Annotated in this window: 20 protein-coding genes and 2 tRNA genes; 6 read left to right on the top strand and 16 right to left on the bottom strand. The window is 60.7% G+C overall.

Going from position 1 to position 25,611, the window contains the following annotated elements:
* Positions 1 to 71 precede the first annotated feature (71 nt).
* On the bottom strand, positions 72 to 1,751 hold the full coding sequence (locus GCM43_RS03750) for an amino acid ABC transporter ATP-binding/permease protein (RefSeq protein WP_152242178.1): 1,680 nt from the start codon (positions 1,749 to 1,751) through the stop codon (positions 72 to 74).
* Positions 1,748 to 3,427 carry a thiol reductant ABC exporter subunit CydD gene (gene cydD, locus GCM43_RS03745; protein ID WP_152242177.1) on the bottom strand — a complete coding sequence of 560 codons (1,680 nt, stop codon included), beginning with the start codon at positions 3,425 to 3,427 and terminating at the stop codon, positions 1,748 to 1,750. The genes GCM43_RS03750 and cydD overlap by 4 nt, the downstream gene beginning before the upstream one ends.
* Before the next feature lie 121 nt (positions 3,428 to 3,548).
* On the opposite strand from cydD, the gene GCM43_RS03740 reads away from it, so the two are divergent.
* Positions 3,549 to 4,121 carry a GbsR/MarR family transcriptional regulator gene (locus tag GCM43_RS03740; RefSeq protein ID WP_226929306.1) on the top strand — a complete coding sequence of 191 codons (573 nt, stop codon included), beginning with the start codon at positions 3,549 to 3,551 and terminating at the stop codon, positions 4,119 to 4,121.
* Between the two features lie 60 nt (positions 4,122 to 4,181).
* On the opposite strand, the gene GCM43_RS03735 is transcribed toward GCM43_RS03740, so the two are convergent.
* From GCM43_RS03735 to GCM43_RS03710, 6 genes are all read right to left on the bottom strand, one after another.
* Positions 4,182 to 4,256 (bottom strand) — tRNA-Arg (locus GCM43_RS03735).
* A 78-nt stretch (positions 4,257 to 4,334) separates the two neighbouring features.
* Positions 4,335 to 4,411 (bottom strand) — tRNA-Pro (locus GCM43_RS03730).
* A gap of 320 nt (positions 4,412 to 4,731) precedes the next feature.
* A complete protein-coding gene (gene glmM, locus GCM43_RS03725) occupies positions 4,732 to 6,069 on the bottom strand; it encodes a phosphoglucosamine mutase (RefSeq protein ID WP_152242176.1) in 1,338 nt (445 codons plus the stop codon).
* A 40-nt stretch (positions 6,070 to 6,109) separates the two neighbouring features.
* Positions 6,110 to 6,949 (bottom strand): dihydropteroate synthase, encoded by an 840-nt coding sequence (gene folP / locus GCM43_RS03720; protein ID WP_152242175.1) that lies wholly within the window; start codon positions 6,947 to 6,949, stop codon positions 6,110 to 6,112.
* 82 nt (positions 6,950 to 7,031) lie between these two features.
* Positions 7,032 to 8,912 carry an ATP-dependent zinc metalloprotease FtsH gene (ftsH, locus tag GCM43_RS03715; RefSeq protein WP_152242174.1) on the bottom strand — a complete coding sequence of 627 codons (1,881 nt, stop codon included), beginning with the start codon at positions 8,910 to 8,912 and terminating at the stop codon, positions 7,032 to 7,034.
* 227 nt (positions 8,913 to 9,139) lie between these two features.
* Positions 9,140 to 9,826 (bottom strand): RlmE family RNA methyltransferase, encoded by a 687-nt coding sequence (locus GCM43_RS03710; protein WP_152242173.1) that lies wholly within the window; start codon positions 9,824 to 9,826, stop codon positions 9,140 to 9,142.
* 42 nt (positions 9,827 to 9,868) lie between these two features.
* Here GCM43_RS03710 and yhbY point away from each other — a divergent pair, with 42 nt between their 5' ends.
* Positions 9,869 to 10,339, top strand: coding sequence for a ribosome assembly RNA-binding protein YhbY (gene yhbY / locus GCM43_RS03705; RefSeq protein ID WP_152242172.1), 471 nt, complete (start codon positions 9,869 to 9,871; stop codon positions 10,337 to 10,339).
* 114 nt (positions 10,340 to 10,453) lie between these two features.
* Here the strand turns inward: yhbY and GCM43_RS03700 are convergent, their stop codons facing one another.
* From GCM43_RS03700 to GCM43_RS03675, 6 genes are all read right to left on the bottom strand, one after another.
* Complete coding sequence (locus GCM43_RS03700) at positions 10,454 to 10,897, bottom strand: DUF4149 domain-containing protein (RefSeq protein WP_193315521.1); 444 nt, start codon at positions 10,895 to 10,897, stop codon at positions 10,454 to 10,456.
* A complete protein-coding gene (gene greA / locus GCM43_RS03695; protein WP_152242170.1) occupies positions 10,897 to 11,373 on the bottom strand; it encodes a transcription elongation factor GreA in 477 nt (158 codons plus the stop codon). The genes GCM43_RS03700 and greA overlap by 1 nt, the downstream gene beginning before the upstream one ends.
* A 163-nt stretch (positions 11,374 to 11,536) precedes the next feature.
* Positions 11,537 to 14,767 carry a carbamoyl-phosphate synthase large subunit gene (carB, locus tag GCM43_RS03690; protein WP_152242169.1) on the bottom strand — a complete coding sequence of 1,077 codons (3,231 nt, stop codon included), beginning with the start codon at positions 14,765 to 14,767 and terminating at the stop codon, positions 11,537 to 11,539.
* A complete protein-coding gene (gene carA / locus GCM43_RS03685) occupies positions 14,760 to 15,938 on the bottom strand; it encodes a glutamine-hydrolyzing carbamoyl-phosphate synthase small subunit (protein ID WP_152242168.1) in 1,179 nt (392 codons plus the stop codon). Before carA ends, carB begins: the two co-directional genes overlap by 8 nt.
* Positions 15,939 to 16,230: 292 nt before the next feature.
* Positions 16,231 to 16,638 carry a GlcG/HbpS family heme-binding protein gene (locus GCM43_RS03680; protein ID WP_152242167.1) on the bottom strand — a complete coding sequence of 136 codons (408 nt, stop codon included), beginning with the start codon at positions 16,636 to 16,638 and terminating at the stop codon, positions 16,231 to 16,233.
* A gap of 38 nt (positions 16,639 to 16,676) precedes the next feature.
* The gene (locus GCM43_RS03675; protein ID WP_152242166.1) at positions 16,677 to 17,591 is read right to left on the bottom strand and encodes a patatin-like phospholipase family protein; all 915 of its coding nucleotides are present in this window, start codon (positions 17,589 to 17,591) and stop codon (positions 16,677 to 16,679) included.
* A 565-nt stretch (positions 17,592 to 18,156) separates the two neighbouring features.
* On the opposite strand from GCM43_RS03675, the gene leuA reads away from it, so the two are divergent.
* Positions 18,157 to 19,848 carry a 2-isopropylmalate synthase gene (gene leuA, locus GCM43_RS03670; protein WP_152242165.1) on the top strand — a complete coding sequence of 564 codons (1,692 nt, stop codon included), beginning with the start codon at positions 18,157 to 18,159 and terminating at the stop codon, positions 19,846 to 19,848.
* 167 nt (positions 19,849 to 20,015) lie between these two features.
* Positions 20,016 to 21,587, top strand: coding sequence for a methyl-accepting chemotaxis protein (locus GCM43_RS26365; RefSeq protein WP_319636933.1), 1,572 nt, complete (start codon positions 20,016 to 20,018; stop codon positions 21,585 to 21,587).
* 105 nt (positions 21,588 to 21,692) lie between these two features.
* Here GCM43_RS26365 and egtB read toward each other — a convergent pair whose 3' ends face one another.
* Together egtB and egtD are read right to left on the bottom strand one after the other, a co-directional pair.
* Positions 21,693 to 22,982: an ergothioneine biosynthesis protein EgtB gene (gene egtB / locus GCM43_RS03660; RefSeq protein ID WP_152242164.1), complete on the bottom strand. Its 1,290-nt coding sequence runs from the start codon at positions 22,980 to 22,982 to the stop codon at positions 21,693 to 21,695.
* Positions 22,983 to 23,002: 20 nt separating this feature from the next.
* Positions 23,003 to 24,001, bottom strand: coding sequence for an L-histidine N(alpha)-methyltransferase (gene egtD, locus GCM43_RS03655; RefSeq protein ID WP_152242163.1), 999 nt, complete (start codon positions 23,999 to 24,001; stop codon positions 23,003 to 23,005).
* 326 nt (positions 24,002 to 24,327) lie between these two features.
* Between egtD and GCM43_RS03650 the strand changes: the two genes are divergently transcribed.
* Together GCM43_RS03650 and GCM43_RS03645 are read left to right on the top strand one after the other, a co-directional pair.
* Positions 24,328 to 24,996, top strand: coding sequence for an ABC transporter ATP-binding protein (locus GCM43_RS03650; protein WP_152242162.1), 669 nt, complete (start codon positions 24,328 to 24,330; stop codon positions 24,994 to 24,996).
* Between the two features lie 146 nt (positions 24,997 to 25,142).
* Positions 25,143 to 25,430: a hypothetical protein gene (locus GCM43_RS03645; RefSeq protein ID WP_152242161.1), complete on the top strand. Its 288-nt coding sequence runs from the start codon at positions 25,143 to 25,145 to the stop codon at positions 25,428 to 25,430.
* Positions 25,431 to 25,611 lie beyond the last annotated feature (181 nt).

Below are 25,611 nucleotides of genomic sequence, written 5' to 3'. Positions count from 1 at the left end.
TCCTGTTATGACTTACCAAACATCTGATGCCAGTTCAACTTGCTTGTAACAATCATCTATTTCCTTTCAGATTAATCGGGTCGCAGCAGCGCCAGCACAGCCGCGTATGCCGGTGTGCCGCACCGTGCTTCGCCAACGATGCGCCCGGCGCGCACCGTCAGCAGGCGGTCGGCCAGTTGCGCTTCGCGCCGCAGATGGGTGGCGATCAAGACGCTGCGCGTGCTGCTGCGCGCGCGCAGGCGCTGCAGTACATCGTGAGCGGTAGCGGCATCGAGCGCTTCGGTCGCTTCGTCAAGCAGCCACAGCGCGGAGTCGTGCAGGAACAGGCGCGCCAGCGCCAGGCGGCGCGACTGGCCGCCGGACAGACCCAGGCCGCCCTCGCCCAGTTGCGTATCGAGCCCAGCGGCCAGCAAACGCACCTCCTGCGCCAGGCCGGCCGCCTGCAAGGCATCCCACAACTGCTCATCGCTGGCGGCCGGATTGGCCAGGCGCAGGTTGTCGCGCAGGCTGTCCTGGAACAGTTCGGTTTTCTGCGTCAGCAGGCAGGCGCGCGGCGCCGTCACATTGCCGGACAGCGGTGCGATCTCCCGCGCCGCCAGCGCCAGCAGGGTCGACTTGCCGGCGCCGCTGGGGCCGACCAGCGCCACCGTTTCGCCGGGCGCCAGCATCAGGCTGACGCCATGTACGATGGGCTCGCTGCTGCCTGCCTGCGCAGCGCTGACCCGGTCGAAGCGCAACGCCGAGCCGGCCGGCAGCACTGCCGACATGCCCTGCCCCTGCTGGGCACGCGGACTCAGGCGGCGCAGCGCCAGCAGCATGCGCCCCGCTTCCAGCGCGCCGCGGCGCAGGCCGGCAAACGGTTCGAGCGCCGTCAGCGCCACCAGCACCGCCAGCGCGGCGGCCGGCAGGCCAATCTGCTGATGCCCTGCCAGGAATGCTGACGCCAGCAGCACGCCAGCGAGCGTGATGCTGCCGGCCACGCCATAGGCGGCGCTGGCGCGCGTTTCGAGCCGCATCAAGGCCAGGTCGGCGCGCGCCAGCGACTGGTCGATCTGCACCAGCTGGTCGACCTGGGCCTGCACGCGGCCGGCCATCACCAGATCAAGCTGGCCGGCGACCAGGTCGATGGCACCGGAACGCAGTTGTTCGGTGGCGCGCGAGCGCACGATGGCATGGCGGCGCGCGCCGCGCAGCAGCAAGCAGCTGATCGCGCCGCCGCTGGCCAGCAGCCAGACGGCCAGTCCCAGCCCCAGCCACCAGTGCACCAAGCCCAGCGCCAGAGCGGCCAGCAGGGCTGCCGCGCAAGCCGTAAAAGCCGGCACCAGCAGGCGCAGATACAGCGATTCCAGTGCATCGATATCGGCCGTCAGGCGAAACAGCAGCCTGGCCGGCTGGCGCAGCAGACGGCTGGCCGCGTCGGCACTGGCCCAGCCGCGAAACAGGCGCACGCGAATATCGGCCAGCGCGGCAAAGGTGGCGTCATGCGTGACCAGCCGTTCGGCGTAGCGCGAACCGGTGCGGCCGATGGCCAGCAGCCGGATGCCGGCCGACGGGCCGAACACATCGAACATCAAGGCGCTAGACGCTTGCAGGCCGGCAATCGAGGTGGCGGTAATAAACCAGCCGGACAGGCCCAGCAGCGCCATGCCGGCCACCGCCGTCAGGGCCGCCAGCAGGGCGCCGCCCAGCATCGTGCCCGGTTGGGCCATCAGCAGTTGGCGCAATAGTGGATGGGAAAGCATGGTCTTCATGCGGCCGCTCCTGTTTGTTGCGCACCGGCGTCGATACTGACGCTGCGATGCAGCCGCGCCGCCAGCACCGGATCATGGGTGGCCACGATCATGGTCTTGCCACGCGCCAGTTGCAGCAACGCCTCGGTGACGCGCTCTGCCGTCTCGCTGTCGAGATGGGCGGTCGGCTCATCAACCAACAGCAGTCCGGCCTGCGGCATTACGGCCGCGCGCGCCAGCGCCAGACGTACCGCTTCGCCGCCGGACAGGCCATGACCGCCATCGGCCAGCATCACGTTCGGTTGCGCCTGCGCCACGTCTGCAAGCTCGGCCAGTTGCAGCGCCGAGTTGAGCTGCGCGCCATCGGCGCCGCAGCGCCCCAGCGTGACGTTGTGGCTGACGGAGGCGGCAAACACATGCGGACGCTGGCCCATCCAGGCCATGCGCTGGCGCAGGCCGTTGACGCTCGCATCGTCAAGCGCCACGCCGCCGATCACGATCTGGCCGCCGCCGGCTGGCAGCAATCCTGCCAGCAGCGACAGCAAGGTCGACTTGCCGGCGCCGCTGGCGCCCAGCACGGCCAGGTGTTCGCCGGCGCGCACCTGCAGGTTGAAGCCGTCAAACAGCGGCGCCTCGCCGGGATGGCCGTAATAAAGCTGTTCCACGGTAATGGCTGGCGGCACAACTGGCACCGGGACAGGCTTTGGCAATGGCATCGCCGCGCCGGGCAGGCGCACACCAGCGGCCGACAATTGCTGCAAGCCGTCCAGGCCGGCAACACCGGCGGCCTTGTCGTGCCAGACTGCCGCCAGTTCGCGCAGCGGCTCGAAAAAAGCCGGCGCCAGCAGCAGGATAAACAGGCCCTGCCCCAGGTTGAGCGTTTGCCCCCAGGTACCGAAATGAAACGTGCCCAGCAGTGAAAAGCCGATATACGCTGCTACCATCGCCACGCCCAGCGCTGAGAACAGTTCCAGCACGGCCGACGATAAAAAGGCGATGCGCAGCACGCGCATGGTGCGCCGGCGCAGAGACTGTGCGCTGGCGTCGAGCCGGCGCGCCGTTGCCTCGACCGCATCGAGAGCGCGCAGCGTGGCCAGGCCGCGCAAGCGGTCCAGCAGAAAGGCATTCATGCTGCCCATTTCCACCATCTGCGCGCGGCTGGCCGCCTGCGCGCCCATGCCCACCAGCACCATAAAGACGGGGATCAGCGGTGCGGCAATCAGCAGCACCAGCGCCGCCACCCACGACAGCGGCAGCACGACGGCAATAATGAACAGCGGAACCACCAGCACTTTCCAGCGTGCCGGCTGATAGCGCACCAGATACGGCACCACGGCTTCGGCCTGTTCGGCCAGCATGCTGGCGGCCTGGCCAGACTCGGTGCGCTGGCGATCCAGCGGCGAGCGCTGCGCCAGGGCGGTGGCCGCATCGCGCCGCAACCGCGACAGATGCCCGCGCGCCGCTGCATACATGCGCCGCGCGCCCCATGCCTCGGCCAGCGCACGCAGCACGCCCAGCAACAGCACGGCCGCTGCCGGCAGCCAGGCCGCCTGCCATGCCTGGCCGTCCAGCAACGCCTGCAACGTCCAGGCCAGCAGTGCCGCCTGCGGCAGCCACAGCAGGGCGGCACCACCCTGCACCAGGCTGGGCAGTCGAGGAAGGGAAAATCTGGGCAGGGAAACAGTCTGGCTTGTCATAATACTTGAACTTATTGAGTTTTCAGAAAATTCTGTAAATTCGATTATTTGTATAATACTGCGAATCGTGACGTATATCAATTGACCGGCACAAAAATGCGTGCAAAACTTTCAGATAATTATGAAAACTCAAAACATTGAAATGACGCCGCTGATCCTGACCTTTGTCAGTCACTTTGGCGAGATGGGCAGCCGTTGGGGCTTCAACCGCACGGTCGGCCAGGTGTATGCACTGCTGTTCGTCTCCGAGCAGCCGCTGCATGCGGACGAGATTGCCGAACACCTGAGCTTTTCACGCTCGAACGTCAGCATCGGGCTGAAGGAACTGCAGGGCTGGGGCTTGATACGCCAGTCGCGCATTCCGGGCGACCGGCGCGAGTATTTTTCGTCGCTGGGCGATGTCTGGCAGATTTTCCGGGTGGTGGCAGCCGAGCGGCGTCGGCGCGAAGTGGCGCCCACGCTGACGGTGCTGCGCGAGTCGCTGATGGCGCCGGCAGTTGAACCGGGCGACAAGTTTGCGCAGGAACGCATGCGCGAGATGTATGAACTGGTGGACCTGGCCAATACCTGGTTTGACGACCTGCAGCGATTGTCACCGGAATCGATGGCGCAGCTGATGAAAATGGGCGCGAAAGTGCAAAAACTGCTCAACGCCAAGGATCGGCTGTTTGGCAACAGTCAGACTGAGGAATAACGGGGAATAAGCGATGCAGGCGGCGCCGTCGAACGATGGCGCCAGGGTAATGGCTGAGGCTGGTCCGCCCAGAGGGAATCGAACCCCCATTCACGGTTTAGAAGACCGTTGTCCTATCCGTTGAACGATAGGCGGAATGAAAAACATGCTGTGACACAGATACTGCCACACAATAGAAAACGGGCTGTCATTTCTGACAGCCCGCTTATATTTTGGTCGGAGTACAAGGATTCGAACCTTGGACCCCCTGGTCCCAAACCAGGTGCGCTACCGGGCTGCGCCACACTCCGAAGACAAGATAATAACGCCTCGCCACAATTTCGTCAATTGCCAGAGGCAAATCAGATGAAAATAACTATCGCTGCTTTCGCGTTAACGCCCTGCTCCACAAGCATATCAACAGAACTCATTAAAGCTGCATGCGTCCGCACAGGCTCACCGGGCCAAGCGAGCCTGAAAAATGTCGAGGGCAAGGCGCAGCGACGAAGACAGTACGTCAGTACGGCGAGGAGCTGCAACGCCGCCATCGGCATTTTCTCAGGTTCGCGTTTCCGGCCCGCACTATCAATGCCTCAGCACTGTCCGCGCTGCACACCTGAACGCAGATCGATCAAGCAGCCAGCTTGTCGGCAATCCGGCGCGCCATGCTCGCTGCCGAATCCTTGTCCTTCGCTTCCACCATCACACGTATTAACGGTTCGGTACCCGAAGCGCGGATCAACACGCGACCTGTGTCGCCCAGTTCAGCCTCTACGGCTGCCTTCTCGGCCACCATCGCGGCATTCTGCTGCCAGTCGGTACCCGGCGCCACGCGCACATTGATCAGCGTTTGCGGGAACAGCACTAATTCGGCCAGCGCATCCTTGAGGCTCTGGCCACTGCGCTTGAGCGCCGACAGTACCTGCAGCGCCGACACGATGCCGTCGCCTGTAGTGTGCTTGTCCAGACACAGCAGATGGCCCGATCCTTCGCCACCGAGCAGCCAGCCCTTCTCTCTCATGACCTCCAGCACATAGCGGTCGCCGACTTTGGCGCGTGCAAAACCGATGCCCTGCTCTTTGAACAGCACTTCGAGCGCCATATTGGTCATCAGCGTGCCCACGGCACCGGCGACCGGCCCCGTGGCCAGACGATCCTTGACCATCACGTACAGCAGCTCGTCGCCGTTGTACAGGCGACCGGTCGCATCGCACATGATCAGGCGGTCTGCATCGCCGTCGAGCGCGATACCCACATCGGCGCCATGCTCGACCACGGCGGCGGTCATGGCGGCAGTGGCAGTGGCACCAAAACCGGCATTGATATTGAAGCCGTCAGGCGTATTGCCGATGGCAATGACTTCCGCCCCCAACTCGTGGAAGACATGCGGTGCGATATGGTAGGCGGCGCCATGCGCGCAATCGACCACGATCTTCAGGCCATGCAGGTCCAACTCGGTCGGGAAAGTGCTCTTGCAAAACTCGATATAGCGGCCCGAAGCATCGTCAAGGCGAGTGGCGCGCCCCAGCTTATCGGACGACACGCAGGACATCGGCTCGTCAAGCGCCGCCTCGATTTCCAGTTCCAGGCTATCTGGCAGCTTGGTGCCCATGCTGGAAAAGAACTTGATGCCATTATCGTGGTAGGGATTGTGGGAAGCGGAAATAACCACGCCGGCAGCCAAACGCAGCGCGCGCGTCAGGTAGGCAATCGCCGGGGTCGGCATCGGGCCAGCCAGCATCACGTCCACGCCGGCGGCCGACAGGCCCGCTTCCAGCGCCGCTTCCAGCATATAGCCGGAAATACGCGTGTCCTTGCCGATCAGTACAGTCGGCCGCGTCTTGCCGCCCTGCGCCTTGGCCAGCACCTTGCCGGCCGCATAGCCGAGGCGCATCACGAAATCAGGCGTGATGGGTGCAACGCCAACCAGGCCGCGCACACCATCGGTGCCAAAATACTTGCGTGTCATAATGTTTCTTCTTTTATTGTTAATAATAAATTATATAATGTTAGTGCGCACTTCGCCATATCTTTAGTGCATCCGCAGTTTCCGCCACATCATGCACGCGCACAATCTGCGCGCCTTGCGCTACCGCAGCCAGTGCGCCGGCCACGCTGCCGGCCAGGCGCTGCTCGACCGGACGACCAGTCACCGCACCGATCATCGACTTGCGCGACAGGCCGGCCAGTACCGGCAGGCCCAATGTATCGCGCAGCTGGCTCGTGGCGCGCAGCAGTGCATAATTCTGCTCGACCGTCTTGCCAAAACCAAAGCCGGGATCGATGCACAGACGCTCGCGCTCGATGCCGGCGTCTTGCAGCGCAGCGATGCGCTCTTGCAGAAATTCAATGACTTCCTTTACGACATCCGTGTATTGCGGGCTGTCCTGCATGGTCTGCGGCACGCTCTGCATATGCATAATACACAGGCCGCAGTCACTGTCGCGTACTGCTTCGATTGCACCTGGCGCGCGAAAGCCGTTGATATCGTTGATCATGTCGGCGCCGGCCAGCAGCGCCTCGCGCATCACTTCGGGCTTGTAGGTATCGACCGACAGCGGCTTGCCACAGTCGCGCAGCGCATACAGCACCGGCATCACGCGCGCCAGTTCGTCGCGCAAGGGCAACGGCGGCGCTCCCGGGCGGCTCGATTCACCACCGATATCGATCAGGTCAGCGCCGTCGGCGATCATCTGTTCGGCGCGCGAGACGGCAAACTCGAGTCCCTGGTACTGGCCCGCATCGGAAAACGAATCGGGCGTGATATTGAGTATGCCCATCACCAGCGCCTGCTGGCTCTCGCTTTGCAGTTGAAAGCCGAAACGGCCGCATTGTAAATAATGTCGCATTAAAACAAATCCATGAAATTAAAAAAAGGGCAAGGATTGCTCCTTGCCCTTCTCTAGCAGTGGCCCTGACAGGCCATCACATTCAGGCTGGTGCCGTCGCGTTAGGCGAGATGCCACCGGCGCCGTTATCACCGGCATTGCGGCGCGGTGGAATGGTCTTGGGCGGACGCGGCTCCAGGCCGGCCATGATGTCGTTGATCTGCTCGGCATCGATGGTTTCCCATTCCAGCAGGGCGCGGGTCATCACTTCGACCTTTTCGCGGTTCTCTTCCAGCAACTTGCGCGACAGTGCGTATTGCGTGTCGAGGATGCTGCGGATTTCAGCGTCAACCTTTTGCTGGGTCGCTTCGGAAATAGTCTTGGTGGCGCCACCGAAGAAACCTTCATTTTCGCTGTCTTCGTAGACCATCACGCCCATGCTGTCGGACATGCCGAAGCGCGTCACCATCGAGCGTGCCAGCTTGGTGGCGCGCGAGAAGTCGTTCGAAGCACCGGTCGACATCTGGCCGACGAAAATCTCTTCAGCAATACGGCCGCCAAACAGGATCGAAATTTCTTCCAGCATCTTGTCTTTGTAAGCGGACAGATTGTCGTGCTCAGGCAGCTGCCAGGTCAGGCCCAATGCCCAGCCACGCGGCATGATCGTGACCTTGTGTACCGGGTCAGCTTTTGGCAGCAGTTTTGCTACCACCGCGTGACCGGACTCATGGTAAGCGGTATTGCGACGCTCTTCCTCGCGGATGATCATCGACTTGCGCTCTGGACCCATGTAGATCTTGTCTTTGGCGTCTTCGAAGTCCGACATTTCCACCAGGCGCTTGCTGCGACGCGCGGCAAACAATGCTGCTTCGTTGACCAGGTTGGCCAGGTCGGCGCCGGAGAAACCAGGCGTGCCGCGTGCCAGGATATCGGCCTTGACATCGGTGCCGATCGGCACTTTGCGCATATGCACGTTAAGAATCTGTTCACGGCCGCGGATATCGGGCAGGCCTACCGACACCTGGCGGTCGAAACGACCAGGGCGCAGCAGCGCTTTGTCGAGCACATCGGCACGGTTGGTCGCCGCCACCACGATCACACCCGAGTTCGCTTCAAAGCCATCCATCTCGACCAGCAACTGATTCAGCGTCTGTTCGCGCTCGTCATTGCCGCCGCCGGTACCGGCGCCGCGATGACGGCCGACTGCGTCGATCTCGTCGATAAAGATAATGCAAGGCGAATGCTTCTTGGCGTTTTCAAACATGTCGCGCACGCGGGAGGCACCCACGCCAACAAACATTTCCACGAAGTCCGAACCGGAGATCGAGAAGAACGGCACCTTGGCTTCGCCGGCAATGGCGCGTGCCAGCAGGGTTTTACCGGTACCTGGAGGGCCGACCATCAACACGCCGCGCGGAATGCGGCCGCCCAGTTTCTGGAATTTGCTCGGGTCTTTCAGGAAGTCGACCACTTCGTTGACTTCTTCCTTGGCTTCATCGCAACCGGCCACATCGGCAAAGGTCACAGTGTTGCTGGCTTCATCCATCATGCGTGCTTTCGACTTGCCGAACGAGAATGCCCCGCCCTTGCCGCCGCCTTGCATCTGACGCATGAAGAATACCCATACGCCGATCAACAGCAGCATTGGGAACCAGGAAACAAAAATAGTTTGCAGGAACGACGCTTCCTCAGGCGGGCGCACATCGAAATGCACGCCATTGTCGCGCAGGTCGCCGATCAGGCCCCTGTCGAGCGAGGTAGCGGTAGTGCGTACCTTGGTATCGTCCATCAGCTTGGCCGTGATCGAAGAACCTTCGATCACCACATCCTTGACGCGCTTGGCTTTGACTTCATCCAGCAAATCGGAATAAGCGATGGGCTTGCTGCCGCCCGTGGCGCCATGGCTGTCAAACTGCTTGAACAGCATGAACAGCAGCAGCAGTACGACTACCCAGATGGCAGATTTGGAAAACATGTTATTCACGAAGACTCCTTGGATGCAGTACGCATCTATTTTACCTGTAGCTGAAAACGCGATGTGAAAGCACGATTTTACTCGCAATAAGCAGGCCGTGCCAAAGCCTGGCTATCCGTACGCAGGCAGCCGGCCCCGAGATTCCGGCGCCGCGCCTGTCGCGTGCAGTATAAACAATTTAGGCTAATCTACCACCATCGTCACTACACTTCTCGTCCTCATGTATGGATCACCTGTCAAATATCAAGAGCATCGTCATCATCTTCTGCTACGGCAATCTTGCCCGGGTTCTTGAGACCGCGCCCCATCAGGAAAATTTCCGATGATTTATCGCGGCTGGCCTTGGGCTTTTTCTGCACCACGACCTTGAATTCGCCACGGAATTTTTCCACAATCTGGCTGAAACCCATGTCCTTGAAGCATTTCACCAGCAGCACACCCGATGGTTTCAGGTGCAACTGGGAAAATTCAATGGCCAAATCGATCAGATGCTCCATGCGCGCCGCGTCAGCGGTGGCGATGCCCGACAGGTTGGGCGCCATGTCCGACAGCACCAAATCGACCTTGCGTCCTTCGAGTACCACTTCAAGCTGGCGCAGCACGCGCGCTTCGCGAAAATCCCCCTGGATAAAATGGAAGTCGGCAATCGGCTCCATTTCAATCATGTCGAGGCCAATGAGCGTACCATTGACACCACCTCCGTCCTTGCCAGCGAGCTTGCGGCGCGCATATTGCGCCCAGCTGCCAGGCGTACAGCCAAGGTCGACAATGACCTGGCCATGCTTGATCAGTTTTTCATCTTCATCAATCTCTTTGAGTTTGTATGCTGCCCGGGCACGATAGCCCTCTTTCTGCGCCAACTTCACATATGGGTCATTAATGTGGTCGTGCAACCAGTTTTTGTTTAATTTCTTCTTTGCCATTCGCGTAGAATACTGCTTTTAAGGGAATTACTAAAAATTATTATGCTAAAACTTACACCCGTTGAGCGCAGCGCACTGCGCGCCGAAGCACACGCGCTGAAGCCTATCGTCATCATTGGCGAAGCGGGCTTGACACCTGCTGTACTCAAGGAAATCGACCTGGGCCTCGATTCGCATGGCCTGATCAAGGTTCGCGTATTCGGCGACGACCGCGAAGCGCGCGTTGCCATGTACGAAACCATCAGCGAAAAGCTCGATGCGGCGCCGGTACAACACATCGGCAAGCTGCTGGTCCTGTACCGTCCGAAAAAAGAAGTCGTGAAGGAAAAGGTCAGCTCCGGCAAAGGTCTGCGTGAAGTCACCATCGTCAAGGCCAGCGCCAGCGGCACCAAACGCCCAACCGTGACCAAGGTCATGATCAAGGGTAACGAACGCGTGACCGAAGGCGGCACCATCAAGCGTGCCAAGCCACGTCAGAAGAGCGCCAAGAAAAGCGCACTGGGCAGCAAGTAGGTCGGATTAGGCCCCAAAGGGGCCGTAATCCGACAACATTGTTGACGCCTGCACCGACAACATCGTTGGCGCATGCGGTGTTGTCGGATTACGGCCCTGCGGGCCTAATCCGACCTACGACTGCTTCCAGATCAACACACCAGCCAGCACGCTCTGCACGCCAAACACCAGCGTCGAGACGCCATGCAGCATGCCAAAGCGGCTGCGCAATTCGCCGTCCATGATGCCTGACGGCGCCTGCGCCTTCAGTTCGGCCATCAAAGGGGTAATACCAAAGTAGCTGACCAGCGTACACACCAGCATCGACAGCACCAGCGCGCCCAGCAGGCGGCGGCGCTTCAAGGGCAGCTCGCCCGCACCCCACTGCAGCAAGGCCAGCAGGATCAGCGCGCACGCCATCGACAGCCACGCTTCGGCACGGAACATGCTGCCGGCAATATTGCCAGCCAGCACGCGGTCGCCCAGCGTGCCGAACAATGTCGGCGCCACCACGAAACCGATGGTCCACAGGCTGCCGGCCCACAGGGTGGCAACCAGGATGCGTACGCGGTTCAGCATCAGATGTACAGCACTTCCAGGATTTCGTATTCGCGCGGGCCGGACGGCGCCTGCACTTCTACCACGTCACCGGCATACTTGCCGATCAGCGCGCGGGCGATCGGCGAAGTCACCGATACCTTGTTCAGTTTCAAATCGGCTTCATCGAGGCCGACGATCTGGTAGGTGACTTTCTGGCCCGACTCCAGGTCTTCCAGGTTAACGGTCGAGGCAAACACCACGCGCCCTTCGGCGTCGAGCGTGGCCGGGTCGATAATCTGCGCAGCGCTCAATTTGCCTTCGAGTTCGGCAATGCGGCCTTCCACGAATGCCTGGCGTTCCTTGGCGGCGTCATATTCCGCATTTTCCGACAGGTCGCCGTGCGAGCGCGCTTCGGCGATGGCATCGATGACGATGCGGCGTTCCTTGGTCTTCAGATGATGCAACTCTTCTTTCAGGAGGGTGGCGCCGTATATGGTCAGTGGGACTGTGGTCATATTCTCTCTACTATCTGCTAAATGTGTGCTCAGTGCTCAGTGATCGCTGATCGCTAAACCGGTCTGACAAGTGAAAACCACAGAGGCCGCGCGGTGCTCTGCGCGAAACTCTGTGGTTCGTGTGCCTACAGTGTACTGCCTAACAGCAGCAACTGCAATCCGATTACGCCAGCGTTTTGTGCAGGCCTTGCAGATCGTAGACGCGCAGCTCATCGAGGTGACGAATACCTTCGACCGCCGCTTCCGCGCCGGCGATGGTGGTATAGGTCGTCACGCGCGAAGCCAGGGCCGAGGTGCGGATGGCCCGCGAGTCGACGATGGCGCTGCGTTTTTCTTCGACGGTGTTAATCACCAGCACGATCTCGTGGTTCTTGATCATGTCGACCACGTGCGGACGGCCTTCGATCACCTTGTTCACTGGCGTGACCGGAATGCCGGCCGCCGCGATCACGGCAGCGGTGCCCTTGGTGGCCACCACCGAGAAACCGGACTCGACCAGATCGCGCGCCACTTGCACGGCGCGCGGCTTGTCCGATGATTTCACGCTGATAAAGACCTTGCCCGACTTCGGCAGGTTCACGCCGGCGCCCAGCTGCGATTTGACAAACGCTTCGCCAAAGGTCAGGCCCACGCCCATCACTTCGCCAGTCGATTTCATTTCCGGTCCGAGAATCGTATCGACGCCCGGGAACTTGACGAACGGGAATACCGCTTCCTTGACGCTGTAGTACGGCGGCGTCACTTCTTCGGTCACGCCCTGCGAGGCCAGGCTCTGGCCAACCATGCAACGCGCGGCGATTTTTGCCAGTTGCAAACCGGTGGCTTTCGAGACGAAAGGCACGGTACGCGAAGCGCGTGGATTGACTTCCAGCACGAACACCACGTCTTTGCTGACGCCGTCGACTTCCTGTTTCTGGATCGCAAACTGCACGTTCATCAGACCGACCACGTTCAGGCCCTTGGCCATCAGCGCGGTCTGGCGTTTCAGTTCGTCAATCGTTTCAGCAGCCAGCGAGTACGGCGGCAGCGAGCAAGCCGAGTCGCCCGAGTGCACGCCAGCCTGTTCGATATGCTCCATCACGCCGCCGATAAACGTCGTTTCGCCATCGGAAATGCAGTCGACGTCGCACTCGATGGCGTCGTTCAGGAAGCGGTCGAGCAGCACTGGCGAATCGTGCGAGACCTTGACCGCTTCGCGCATATAGCGTTCGAGGTCGCGCTGCTCGTGCACGATTTCCATGGCGCGTCCGCCCAGTACGTACGAAGGACGCACCACCAGCGGGTAACCGATTTCCTGGGCCAGCGCCAGCGCGTCGGCTTCGGTACGTGCAGTGCGGTTAGGCGGCTGGCGCAGGCCGAGTTTATGCAGCAACTGCTGGAAACGCTCGCGGTCTTCGGCAGCGTCGATCATGTCTGGCGAAGTACCGATAATCGGTACGCCGTTCGCTTCCAGGTCCAGCGCCAGTTTCAATGGAGTCTGGCCGCCGTACTGCACGATCACGCCGACCGGTTTTTCCAGTTCGACGATTTCCAGCACGTCTTCCAGCGTCAGCGACTCGAAATACAGGCGGTCCGAAGTGTCGTAGTCGGTCGACACGGTTTCCGGGTTGCAGTTGACCATAATGGTCTCGTAGCCGTCTTCGCGCATGGCCAGCGCCGCGTGCACGCAGCAATAGTCAAACTCGATACCCTGGCCGATACGGTTCGGGCCACCGCCCAGCACCATGATCTTTTTCTTGTCGGTCGGCGCCGATTCGCATTCCTCGTCGTACGTGGAATACATGTAGGCGGTGTTGGTGGCAAACTCTGCCGCGCAGGTGTCGACGCGCTTGTACACAGGACGGATCGCCAGTTCATGACGGCGCGCACGTACCAGCTTGGCTTCGGTCTGCAGCAGGAAAGCCAGGCGGCGGTCCGAGAAGCCTTTTTGCTTGAGCTTGTAGAGCGTGGTTTTGTCCAGCTGCTCGAGCTTTTGCGTATCGAGCCACAGTTCCAGATCGACGATTTCCTTGATCTGGATCAGGAACCACGGATCGATCTTGGTCAGTGCATGCACTTCTTCCAGCGTAAAGCCCTGTGCAAATGCATCGCCCACGTACCAGATACGCTCTGGACCTGGCTCGCCCAGTTCCTCTTCGATCTTCTCGCGGTCCTTGGTTTTTTCGTTCAGGCCGTCAACACCCACTTCCAGGCCGCGCAGCGCTTTCTGGAACGATTCCTGGAACGTGCGGCCGATTGCCATCACTTCACCAACCGACTTCATCTGCGTCGTCAGGTGATGGTCGGCGGTCGGGAATTTCTCGAACGTAAAGCGCGGGATCTTGGTGACCACATAGTCGATCGATGGCTCGAACGACGCTGGCGTGGCGCCACCGGTAATTTCATTGCGCAGTTCGTCGAGCGTAAAACCCACAGCCAGCTTGGCGGCGATTTTTGCAATCGGGAAACCGGTGGCTTTTGAAGCCAGCGCCGACGAACGCGACACGCGCGGATTCATCTCGATGACGATCATGCGGCCATCAGCCGGATTGATCGAGAACTGCACGTTCGAGCCGCCGGTGTCGACACCGATCTCGCGCAATACCGCCAGGGAGGCGTTGCGCATGATCTGGTATTCCTTGTCCGTCAGCGTCTGTGCCGGCGCCACGGTGATCGAGTCGCCCGTGTGCACGCCCATCGGGTCGAGGTTTTCGATCGAGCAGATGATGATGCAGTTGTCCGCCTTGTCGCGCACCACTTCCATCTCGTACTCTTTCCAGCCCAGCAGCGATTCTTCAATCAGCAGCTCGTTGGTTGGCGATGCTTCCAGGCCGCGTTTGCAGATGGCCTCGAATTCTTCTTCGTTGTAGGCAATCCCGCCACCGCTGCCGCCCATGGTGAACGATGGACGGATAATGGTCGGGAAGCCGACCTGCTTTTGTACCGCCCATGACTCTTCCAGCGAATGGGCCACGCCGGAACGGGCAGAGCCCAGGCCGATCTTGGTCATCGCATCCTTGAACTTGGAGCGGTCTTCGGCCTTGTCGATGGCTTCCGGGGTCGCGCCGATCAGCTCGACCTTGTATTTGTCGAGCACGCCATTGCGGTGCAGGTCGAGTGCGCAGTTCAGTGCGGTCTGGCCGCCCATGGTCGGCAGAATCGCGTCAGGACGCTCCTTGGCGATGATCTTTTCAACGATCTGCCAGGTGATCGGCTCGATGTAGGTCACATCGGCCATCTCCGGGTCGGTCATGATGGTGGCCGGATTGCTGTTGACCAGGATGACTTTATAACCTTCTTCGCGCAGGGCCTTGCAGGCCTGGGCGCCGGAATAGTCGAACTCGCAGGCCTGGCCGATAATGATCGGGCCAGCGCCAATAATCAGAATACTTTTGATATCTAAACGTTTAGGCATTTTTCTTTTTCTCCTCCGCAGCCATCAGATTGATGAAGCGGTCAAACAGGTAAGCAACATCGGTCGGGCCCGGCGACGCTTCAGGGTGACCCTGGAAGCAGAACGCCGGCTTGTCCGTGCGGGCAAAGCCCTGCAGGGAGCCGTCAAACAACGATTCGTGGGTCACGCGGCAGTTGGCTGGCAAGGTCTTGGCATCAACCGCAAAACCGTGGTTTTGCGAGGTGATCAGCACTTGCTTGCTGTCGAGATCCTGCACCGGGTGGTTGGCGCCGTGGTGGCCGAACTTCATCTTCAGCGTTTTCGCGCCCGAGGCCAGTGCCATGATCTGGTGACCGAGGCAGATACCAAACACCGGGATGCCCTTCTCGATCAGCGTTTTGGTGGCGGCAATCGCGTAATCGCATGGCTCCGGGTCGCCAGGACCGTTGGACAGGAAGATGCCGTCAGGATTCAACGACAGCGCCTCTTCGGCCGTGGCCTGCGCCGGCAGCACCGTCACTTTGCAGCCGCGCTCGGTCAGCATGCGCAGGATATTGCGCTTGACGCCGTAGTCAAAGGCCACCACGTGGAATTTCGCGTCGGCGTCAACCAGCTGGCCATAACCTTCGCCCAGTTTCCATTCCGTTTCGCGGAACTCGTAGCTGTCCTTGACGGATACGACTTTCGCCAGATCCATGCCGGCCAGGCCAGGGAAGGAACGCGCCAGGTCCAGCGCCTGTGCGGCCGATGGCTCATTGCCTTGCGTGCCGACCAGGATGGCGCCGCCCTGCGCACCTTTTTCACGCAGGATACGCGTGAGCTTGCGGGTATCGATGCCGGCGATGGCAACGATATTGTCGGCTTTCAGGTAGTCGGACAGGGAAACGGTGGAGCGGAAGTTCGATGCCAGCAGCGGCAGATCGCGGATGATCAGGCCAGCGGCGTGGATTTTGGAAGACTCGACGTCTTCCGGGTTGGCGCCCGTATTGCCGATATGCGGATAGGTCAGGGTAACCATCTGGCGGGAATAGCTGGGATCGGTCAGGATTTCCTGATAACCGGTCATGGAGGTATTGAAAACCACCTCACCAGTGGTGTGACCGGCAGCGCCGATCGAAAAACCTTTGAAGATCGTTCCATCAGCAAGCGCTAATATGGCTGGAACGGCAGGGCCAGAAAAAAATGGCGGCAAGGGCAACTCCTGATAAAGTTACCGTAGCTGCGCCACGTCAGACCGACCGCCTAGGGGCTCGAAGCGTGCACTTCGGGCATTTCAACGGTCATTTTGAATGAGGGGATGGGTAGTCGCTACGGTATATGTGTGATTGGCTAAACCTTTGAATTATAACCAAAAGGCAGTCTTTATACAAGGTGAAAAATACCAAACCGACGGCATTTTTTTTGCGCAGCAACATAAAAACAGCGTTCATGAAAAAAGCCGCCAGACGCGTTACGCGTGGCGGCTGTTTTCCTGCACGGGCTGTTTATGCCGTCAGCGCAGCAATACCGGCTTTGGCCACCTGCGCGTCTTCGATCGACTTGACGCCCGACACACCCACCGCGCCGAGGCAGTGGCCTTCATGCATAATCGGCACGCCGCCTTCGAGCATGCCATCGATTTCAGGCGCGCTCAGGAAGGAATAGCGGCCATTATTGATGATCTCTTCATAGATGCGCGACTCGCGGCGACCCATGGCGGCCGTCTTGGCCTTCGATGGCGCCAGATGCGAGGAAATCGGCGCCACGCCATCCATGCGTTGCAGCCACAGCAGATGACCGCCATCGTCGACGATGGCAATCGTCACGGCCCAGTTATTCTTGACAGCTTCCGCTTCGGCAGCGGCCGCGATTTTCTTGACGTCTTCGAGTGTCAGTACTGGCTTTGATTGCATCATGTTTCCTTGTGGTTGAATAATATATAGCTCGGGGCTTACGGCTGTTCGCGTTTGGCCTTGAGCTTTTGCTTGATCTGCGCCATCACGGCGAAAGTGGCTTGCTCGCCGGCCAGGATGGCCTGGTTGCGGCTGTTGAAATCGTTGCCTTTCATGCTGCCCAGGCTGGGCTGGATGACCACGTCGGCGTCCTTGAGCTCGAACTGGTTGATGCGCTGGCCCATAATGGCAAAGGTCTGCATGATCACCTCCATCGAGCTGATGGCTTTCTGGCTGTCGGTTTGCGATGAAATATTGACGGCGATAATAAAGTCGGCGCCCATGTCGCGCGCAAAGCGCACCGGCACCGGCGCCACCAGGCCGCCGTCGACATAGGTATGGCCGGCAATCACCACCGGCTGGAACACGCCGGGCACGGCAGACGAGGCGCGTACAGCCAGGCCGGTATTGCCGCGCTGGAACAGGATCGGTTGGCCATTCTTCAGGTCGGTTGCCACCACGCCAAACGGAATCTTGAGCTTTTCCAGCGAGGCGCCGCCAACGGCCTTGTTGACATAGCTTTGCAGCGCCTCGCCCTTGAGCACGCCCGAGGACTTGCCGAACAGCGGCAGGGCCCAGTCCGAAATGGCCGCCTCGTCCATGTCAAACGCCATCTTTTGCAGGGCAAAACCGGAGTTGCCTGCCGCATACAGCGCACCGACCACGCTGCCGGCGCTGGTGCCGGTCACGATATCGGCATTGATACCCTGCGACTCAAGCGCCTTGATCACGCCAATATGGGCAAAGCCGCGCGCGGCGCCGCCGCCCAGCGCCAGGCCGATCTTGATCTTGCGCGGCGTAACGGCAACCGGCTCGGGCGGCGTCAGCACCTGCGTGGGTTTAGGGGTAGTGGTATCGCAGCCAGCCAGCGCAAAGGCAGCCAGGGCAAGCAGGGTCAGGCGTTTAGGAAACATGGTGACAGTAAGAAACTGCTGTAAGGGAAGCGGCGATTGTAGCGCAAGCGCTGCACCGCGCGCTGAAGAGTATATAAGTAGGTCGGATTAGCCGCGTAGCGGCGTAATCCGACAACAGCGCTGACGCCAACAATGTTGTCGGATTACGCGGGGCTTCGCCCCGCTAATCCGACCTACGGCCCGCGGCACCATGATCTGGCCCCACCTCGAAGAAATCCATTGACAGGCAGGCCCTGCCTCCCTTACATTAAGTGCATGTCCTCCTTCAAATTTCATTCCCCTTCCCTGTCGCTATCGCGACTACTACCAGCAAACGCATAAGTTTGCCGCATTGCTTCGCCTGGCCACACGCCAGCGTGTTTCAAAAACCCTGGAAGGTTTGATGATGTTTGTACCATCCCCACAAGTACACCGTATTTTCGCGACCGCTGGCGCTTTCGCCGCTGCCCCGCTTTGCCTGCTAAAACTACCGATCGCCTGCCTGGCCTCGTGTCACGTGGCCGCCGGGCGGGCTTGCGCCACACCGCTTTGATTTCGATTTCCCCCAATTCAGGAGTACCCGATCATGATGTTGCAGAATCCAGCTACCAAATACCGCGCTTTTCCTCCAGTCAATTTGACCGACCGCCAATGGCCCAACCAGATCATCAGCAAGCCGCCGATCTGGATGAGCACCGACTTGCGCGACGGTAACCAGTCGCTGATCGAACCGATGAGCGCGGAAAAGAAACTGCGCTTCTTTGACATGCTGATCGCTGTCGGCCTGAAGGAAATCGAAGTGGGCTTCCCGTCTGCTTCACAAACCGATTTCGACTTCGTGCGCAAACTTGTCGAGGAAAACCGCATTCCCGACGATGTCACCATTATCGTGCTGACGCAGTCGCGCGAAGAACTGATACGCCGCACGGTCGATTCCGTGGTGGGCGCCAAGCGCGCCATTATCCACCTGTACAACTCGGTGGCGCCGGTGTTCCGCAAGGTCGTGTTCGGCATGTCGCGTGAGGAAATCACGCAGATCGCCACCACCGGCACCACGCTGGTCAAGGAACTGGTGGCGCAGCATCCTGAAACCGAATGGGGCTTTGAATACACGCCGGAATCGTTCTCGACTACCGAACTCGATTTTTCCAAGCATATCTGCGACGCCGTCAGCGCCATCTGGAAGCCGACCCCGGCCAACAAGATGATCATCAACCTGCCGTCGACGGTGGAATGCAGCACGCCGAACGTGTATGCCGACCAGATCGAATGGATGTCGCGCAAACTGGCGCGCCGCGATTCCATCATTATCAGCGTGCACCCGCATAACGACCGCGGCACTGCCGTCGCCTCGGCCGAACTGGCCGTGATGGCCGGCGCCGACCGTGTCGAAGGCTGTTTGTTCGGCAATGGCGAGCGCACCGGCAACGTCGACCTGGTCACGCTGGCGATGAATTTGTACACCCAGGGCGTCAACCCCGGCCTCGATTTCTCGGACATCGACACGGTGCGCAAATGCGTGGAAGAATGCAACCAGTTGCCGGTTCACCCGCGCCATCCGTATGCGGGCGACCTGGTCTTTACCGCTTTCTCCGGCTCGCATCAGGATGCCATCAAGAAGGGCTTTGCCAAGCAACAGCCGGACAGCATCTGGGAGGTGCCTTACCTGCCGATCGACCCGGCCGACCTGGGCCGCAGCTACGACGCCGTGATCCGCGTCAACAGTCAGTCCGGCAAGGGCGGCATGTCCTACCTGCTGGAACAGGAATACGGCCTGGTGTTGCCACGCCGTCTGCAGATCGAGTTCTCGCGCGCCGTGCAGGCCGTGGCCGACGCCACCGGCCGTGAAATCGCCGCCCAGGACATCCATGAAATCTTCCAGCGCGAATACCTGGAGCAGGATGCGCCTTACGCCTACGGTTCGCACCGCCTGGTGGAAGACACCAAAAATGCCGAATCGGTACAGATCGATATCAACCTGACCCATCGTGCCAGTGCACTGGCCCTGCAGGGCGGCGGCAACGGCCCGATCGACGCCTTTGTCAATGCGCTGGGACTCGACATCAAGCTGATGGACTACCATGAGCACTCGATCGGCTCGGGCGCCAACGCCAAGGCCGCCTGCTATGTGGAACTGCGCCTCGATAACGGCCCGACCCTGTTTGGCGCTGGCATCGACAGCAATATCGTGACCGCTTCGTTCAAGGCGGTGCTGTCGGCAGTCAACCGCCGCATCAAGCAAACCGAGGGCGAAAAAACAACAGCGGCAGCAGCATAAGTTCCGCACTTCCAGCTTTGCCGCAATAGAAAACGGCACGACTTGACGGTCGTGCCGTTTTTTCATTCTTCCGGGTAATTATGACCTCCTGCCCTCTGTTGCCGCCCCTATAATGGATTAAAAAAGATACTTGGGAGACAACTTGATCAGCTATCGAAGGAAGCAAGATGAAATTGACGGACATGAAGATCGGCACGCGCCTGGGCGCAGGCTTTGGCGTGGTACTGCTGCTGATGGTGGTGCTGGTACTGACCGGGCTGCTACGGCTTGACAAGATCGGCGGCCTGTCCGAATCGATCATCAAGAGCGACTGGGCCAAGGCCGACGCGATTGCCACCATCCGCAGCACGACCCGCTCCAATGCCGCCCTGGTGCTGGAACTGTTTATTCACGAAGAGCCGGCACGTGCGGCCACCATCCATGACGAGATCGATGCCAACAAACGCACCATCAGCGAGGCACTGGTCATACTCGATCGCCTGGTCACCCGCCCCGAAGGCAAACAGCTGCTGGCCACACTGAAGGAACAGCGCAAAGCCTATGTCGCCTCGTTCAGCCAGGCTGACAAGATGCTGACCGAAGGCCAGCGCGCCGAAGCGGCCGTATTCGTGCGCGACGATACCCTGCCCGCCCTCAATCGGCTGCAGGTAACCGTCAATCAGCTCAATGAGCTGCAGCGCCAGATCGTGCTGCAAAGCGGCGATCTGATCCAGCATCATATCTCGCTGGCCAATGTGCTGATGGCCGGCTTCGGCACGGCAGCGCTGCTGCTGGGTATCGCCTTTGCCTGGCAGGTCACGCGTTCGATCACCACGCCGCTGGGCGACGCGCTGCGCGTGGCGCAGGCGGTCGCTTCGGGCAACCTCGGCACCCGCATCGTGGCGGAAGGAAAAGACGAAACCGGCCAGCTGATGCAGGCCCTGAAAGAAATGAACGGCAACCTGGCAGCGCTGGTGGGCCAGGTGCGCACCGGCACCGGCACCATTGCCGTGGCCTCGAGCGAAATTGCCAGCGGCAACGCCGACCTGTCGGCGCGCACCGAAGCGCAGGCCAGCGCCCTCGAAGAAACAGCCTCGTCCATGATCGAGATGACCGGCACCGTGCGCAGCAACAGCGACAACGCGCGCCAGGCCGACCAGCTGGCGCGCAACGCCTCAAACGTGGCGCAGCGCGGCGGCAACGCCATGACGGAAGTGATCGACACCATGAACGCCATCAATGCGTCCTCGCGCAAGATCGTCGATATTATCGGCGTGATCGACGGCATCGCCTTCCAGACCAATATCCTGGCCTTGAATGCGGCCGTGGAAGCGGCGCGCGCCGGCGAACAGGGCCGCGGCTTTGCGGTGGTGGCCACTGAAGTACGCAGCCTGGCGCAGCGCTCCGCTGCCGCCGCCAGGGAAATCAAGGAACTGATCGCCGACTCCGTCAGCCGCGTCGACCAGGGCGCCCAGCTGGTCAATGCGGCCGGCAACACCATGCAGGAGGTGGTCAGCAGCGTCGGCCAGGTCAGCGCCATCGTCGGTGAAATCAGCGTGGCCAACCACGAGCAGAGCGAAGGCATCGAGCAGATCAATGCGGCCATCATGCAGATGGACCAGACCACCCAGCAAAACGCGGCGCTGGTCGAGCAGGCAGCAGCGGCTGCGGCCGCCATGCATGGCCAGGCCAATGAACTCGAGGCGCTGGTGAGCCGGTTTGTTCTGCACGAAACCCAAGTGGCACGCCGCCCGGATTAAGGCGTAGGTCGGATTAGGCCCCGCAGGAGCCGTAATCCAACAACATTGTTGGCGTCAACGGTGTTGTCGGATTACGCGCCATCAGCGCACCATCAGCACGCCAATTCACCGCGCCAGCCTGATCCCGCTAAACTGCCAGCGCGCCCCGGCCGGAAAGAAATTGCGGTAGCTGGCGCGCGCATGGCCTTCCGGCGTGGCGCACGACGAGCCGCGCAGCACGTATTGATTGAGCATGAACTTGCCGTTGTATTCGCCCAAAGCGCCCGGCGCGGTGCGGTAGCCCGGATACGGCGCATAGCTGCTGCTGGTCCATTGCCAGCAGTGGCCGAACAGTTGCCGCAAGCCGGCCTGCGCGGCGGCCACCGCCGGATGCCACTGGCCGCCCTGCACCGCCTGGCCTTGCGCGGCCAGTTCCCACTCCGACTCGGTCGGCAGGCGCGCGCCAGCCCAATGGGCGTAGGCGTCGGCCTCGAACAGCGACAAGTGCACGACTGGCAGCGCCGGATCGAGCCGCTGCAAGCCATGCAGCGTGAATTCGAGCCACTGGCCGGCCTCGCCTTCTTGCCAGTACAGCGGATGCTGCAGGCGATTGCTGCAGACCCAGTCCCAGCCCTCGGCCAGCCACAGATGCGCGGTGCGGTAGCCGCCCGCTTCGATAAAGGCCAGGTACTGGCCATTGGTAACCAGAGTTGATGCGAGCTCGAACGGCGCCACGAACTGCCGGTGGCGCGGCAACTCGTTATCGAAGCAAAAACCATCGCCATCGTGGCCGATCTCGACCAGGCCGCCGTCAAACGCCACCCAGCCGGCCAGCCCGTCCGGCGCTGCCACCAGCTCACGCACGGCGCGCGCTGGCGCATCCAGATAGGCGGGAAACAGCGGGTTTTGCGCCAGCAGGTGCTTGACGTCGGTCAGCAGCAGTTCCTGGTGCTGCTGCTCGTGCTGCAAACCCAGCGTCAGCAGCATGCTCAGCTGCGCACGCTGCTGCGGCGCAAGCTCAGAATCCATCAGGCGCACCATGCGCGCATCGACGTCGTGCCGGTAGGCGCGTACCTGCGCCATGGCCGGACGCGTCAGCAGGCCGCGCTGTGGCCGCGGATGCTTGTCTCCGACACCGTTGTAATAAGAATTGAACAGCACCCGGAAGGCCGCATGAAACGGCGCAAAGTCCGGCTCCAGGGTTTCCAGGATAAACGTTTCAAAAAACCAGGTGGTATGCGCCAGATGCCACTTGACCGGGCTGGCGTCGGGCATTGACTGGGCGCCGCAGTCTTCGTCGGACAGCGGCTCGGCCAGCAGCAGCGTGTGCTGGCGCACCTGCCGGTAGCGCGCCTGCAGTTGTTCCAGCGGGCAGCAATGGTGCTCGGGCGGCAAGGTGGCAATCGCATTGGACATGTTGTTTCCTTCCTTGCCGCTCAGTCGCGGATCGCGCGCGCATGGATCACGGCAAACCATTGCTGCTCATCGGTCCAGATATCGCGGGCGGCAAAACCGGCCTGTTCGAGCAGGCCGACAAAGCTGGCGCGCGTGTATTTGTAGCTGTCTTCGGTATGGATGCGTTCGCCCTGCGCAAAGCGGCGCTGGCCGCCCTGCCAGCGCACCAGCTGGTCGCTGCGCGCTTCCAGATGCATCTCCACCCGGCTTTCCACGGCGTTGAAAAAGCCGTGGTGGCGCCAGGCGCGCACATCGAAGTCGGCGCCCAGCAAGTGATTGAGGTGGCGCAGCAGGTTCAGGTTGAAGGCGGCCGTGACGCCCAGCGCATCGTCGTAGGCGGCGTCGAGCGTGGCCTGGTCCTTGATCAGGTCAACGCCGATCAGCAGCCCGCCGTCGTCGCCGGCCTGCGCGCGCAGGCGGCGCAAAAAGGCAATCGCTTCTTCGGGCGCGAAATTGCCGATCGAGGAACCGGGATAGAAAAACAGGCGGCGCGACTGGCGCACGCTCGCTGGCAAGGCGATCTCGCCCGACAGATCGAGGCCCAGGCCGGTCATCTCGATCTGCGGAAAGCGCTGCTGCAAGCGGCTCAGCGACTCGCACAGGAACTCATAGGAAATATCGATGGGCACGTATTGGGCCGGCTGCAAGCGCGGAAACAGGCTGGCAGCCTTGGCGCAATTGCCGGCGCCCAGGTCGATCAGCGTGCTGCCAGTGCCGGCCGCCAGTGCGATATCGGCGCCATGGCGCTCGAAAATGGACGCCTCGGTGCGGGTTGGATAGTATTCAGGCAAGGCGCAGATGGCCTCAAACAGTTTGGAGCCGAGCGCATCGTACAGGTACTTGGGCGAGGTCCAGGCCGATGGCGCCATCAGGCCACGGCTGACCTCGACTATCGTGGCAGGAGTGGCGTTGGCGCGGTTCAATGGCGTGCTGGCTGGCTGGGTGTGCTGCACCGTCTGCTGTTCGAGGGAGATGCTCATGTGGGCTGGCCGATCAGTAAAATAGCGATAAAGTAAGGCAGCAAAACGCGCCGCTCTATAGAGGAGTACCGGACAAAACAGGCGCCAGGTACCGATAACGTTTTTCCATCATAGCCGAAGTTCTCATTGCGATACGTACGGTTGCTAACAAGAAAAAATATTGTAAAAAGCTGAATCCACTTCGGCATTTTTTACGTAAATGCATGTGTCCAAGCAAAAGTAGCAAGCCTGACATATACTACACATTGCCGGCCAAACAATCCGCGCGCCAATGCAGTTTCCAGGCCCCCTCCTCCCCGCGGCCAACTCTTACGATCGTTATGACTATGCTTGAATTACGCCATCTGTCGAAGTCCTATGCCCACGCGCGTCCCGTGCTGGCCGATATCTCCTGCCAGTTCAAGGCCGGCGAGTTCATTGCCATCATGGGCGATTCGGGCGTCGGCAAGTCTACCCTGCTGAACCTGATTGCCGGCCTCGATACGCCGGACGCGGGCAGCGAAGCGCATCCGATCCGCATCGACGGCATCGCCATGTCCAGCCTCGATGATGCGGCCGCCACGCGCTTGCGACGCGCCCGCATGGGCTTTATCTTCCAGGCTTTCCATGTGCTGCCGCACCTGACGCTGCAACAGAACGTGGCCTTGCCGCTGCTGCTCAACGGCCTGCCGCAAGAGCGCGCCGCCGTCATGCTCGACGCGGTTGGCCTGGGCGGACGCGGCAACGACTTTCCGCAGCAGCTGTCGGGCGGCGAAATGCAGCGCGTGGCCATTGCCCGCGCGCTGGTGCACCAGCCAGCGCTGGTGCTGGCGGACGAACCGACCGGCAACCTCGATCCGGACACGGCGCACGGCATCTTGCAACTGCTGCGCGCCGAGATCAAGGCCAACGGCAGCTGCGCCATCATGGTCACCCATTCGCTGGCTGCCGCCGCGATGGCTGACCGCACCATGATACTGACCCGCAATGGCTTGCATAACGCAACACTCAGTTAATTTTATCAACCATCTATCACTATTTTTGTTATCGTAGTATTATTTTAAAAATTGTTTCGCAGCTAATGTTTTTACCAAAATGATATTGCGATAATGCCCACTGCGGGGCGTGATTGCCCCGCTCAACTTGCCTGAAGGAGGAGTAAATGAACGTTCGGCAAAAGAAGCTGGAATTGATTGAAGCGATGAACCGGGCGCGTGCGCTGGAACCATCAAGCTTTGTTCCCAACAAGCTGCTCGATACCCTGATCGAAAAGCTGAACCTGAAAAATGACGCGGAGCTGTGCCGCCTGCTGGAAGTACAGCCGCCGATTATCAGCAAGATTCGCCACGGCAAGCTGGCCGTGGGTGCCACGATCCTGCTGCGCATGCATGAGAAGTCGGATCTCAGTATCCGTGAATTGAAAGAACTGTCCGCTACGCCGACTCATTGAAGTCCAACGTGATGCCTTGCCAGGCACTGCGTACCGGCGCACCGAACTTCAGCCACACCCTCGCTCGAGTTCCTGCCCCATAAAGCAACCAGACAGCCGCACCCGATAGTGGAAGAAGCACAGCCCCAACCCTGCTGGCCGTTTCTGCCCCCCCTCGATCAAGCGCGCGCCCCACCACCCT

Origin of the sequence: Janthinobacterium aquaticum, assembly GCF_009208565.1 — a bacterium.
Lineage (GTDB): Bacteria > Pseudomonadota > Gammaproteobacteria > Burkholderiales > Burkholderiaceae_D > Janthinobacterium.
Note: the sequence above shows the minus strand (reverse complement) of the source record. Positions and strands in the feature narration are given on the sequence as shown.

Excerpts from the sequence above, each read along its gene's own strand:
- GCM43_RS03750 (WP_152242178.1), bottom strand. The coding sequence starts at position 1,751 with ATGAAGACCATGCTTTCCCATCCACTATTGCGCCAACTGCTGATGGCC.
- cydD (WP_152242177.1), bottom strand. The coding sequence starts at position 3,427 with ATGACAAGCCAGACTGTTTCCCTGCCCAGATTTTCCCTTCCTCGACTG.
- GCM43_RS03740 (WP_226929306.1), top strand. The coding sequence starts at position 3,549 with ATGAAAACTCAAAACATTGAAATGACGCCGCTGATCCTGACCTTTGTC.
- glmM (WP_152242176.1), bottom strand. The coding sequence starts at position 6,069 with ATGACACGCAAGTATTTTGGCACCGATGGTGTGCGCGGCCTGGTTGGC.
- folP (WP_152242175.1), bottom strand. The coding sequence starts at position 6,949 with ATGCGACATTATTTACAATGCGGCCGTTTCGGCTTTCAACTGCAAAGC.
- GCM43_RS03710 (WP_152242173.1), bottom strand. The coding sequence starts at position 9,826 with ATGGCAAAGAAGAAATTAAACAAAAACTGGTTGCACGACCACATTAAT.
- yhbY (WP_152242172.1), top strand. The coding sequence starts at position 9,869 with ATGCTAAAACTTACACCCGTTGAGCGCAGCGCACTGCGCGCCGAAGCA.
- GCM43_RS03700 (WP_193315521.1), bottom strand. The coding sequence starts at position 10,897 with ATGCTGAACCGCGTACGCATCCTGGTTGCCACCCTGTGGGCCGGCAGC.
- greA (WP_152242170.1), bottom strand. The coding sequence starts at position 11,373 with ATGACCACAGTCCCACTGACCATATACGGCGCCACCCTCCTGAAAGAA.
- carB (WP_152242169.1), bottom strand. The coding sequence starts at position 14,767 with ATGCCTAAACGTTTAGATATCAAAAGTATTCTGATTATTGGCGCTGGC.
- GCM43_RS03680 (WP_152242167.1), bottom strand. The coding sequence starts at position 16,638 with ATGCAATCAAAGCCAGTACTGACACTCGAAGACGTCAAGAAAATCGCG.
- GCM43_RS03675 (WP_152242166.1), bottom strand. The coding sequence starts at position 17,591 with ATGTTTCCTAAACGCCTGACCCTGCTTGCCCTGGCTGCCTTTGCGCTG.
- leuA (WP_152242165.1), top strand. The coding sequence starts at position 18,157 with ATGATGTTGCAGAATCCAGCTACCAAATACCGCGCTTTTCCTCCAGTC.
- GCM43_RS26365 (WP_319636933.1), top strand. The coding sequence starts at position 20,016 with ATGAAATTGACGGACATGAAGATCGGCACGCGCCTGGGCGCAGGCTTT.
- egtB (WP_152242164.1), bottom strand. The coding sequence starts at position 22,982 with ATGTCCAATGCGATTGCCACCTTGCCGCCCGAGCACCATTGCTGCCCG.
- egtD (WP_152242163.1), bottom strand. The coding sequence starts at position 24,001 with ATGAGCATCTCCCTCGAACAGCAGACGGTGCAGCACACCCAGCCAGCC.
- GCM43_RS03650 (WP_152242162.1), top strand. The coding sequence starts at position 24,328 with ATGCTTGAATTACGCCATCTGTCGAAGTCCTATGCCCACGCGCGTCCC.
- GCM43_RS03645 (WP_152242161.1), top strand. The coding sequence starts at position 25,143 with ATGAACGTTCGGCAAAAGAAGCTGGAATTGATTGAAGCGATGAACCGG.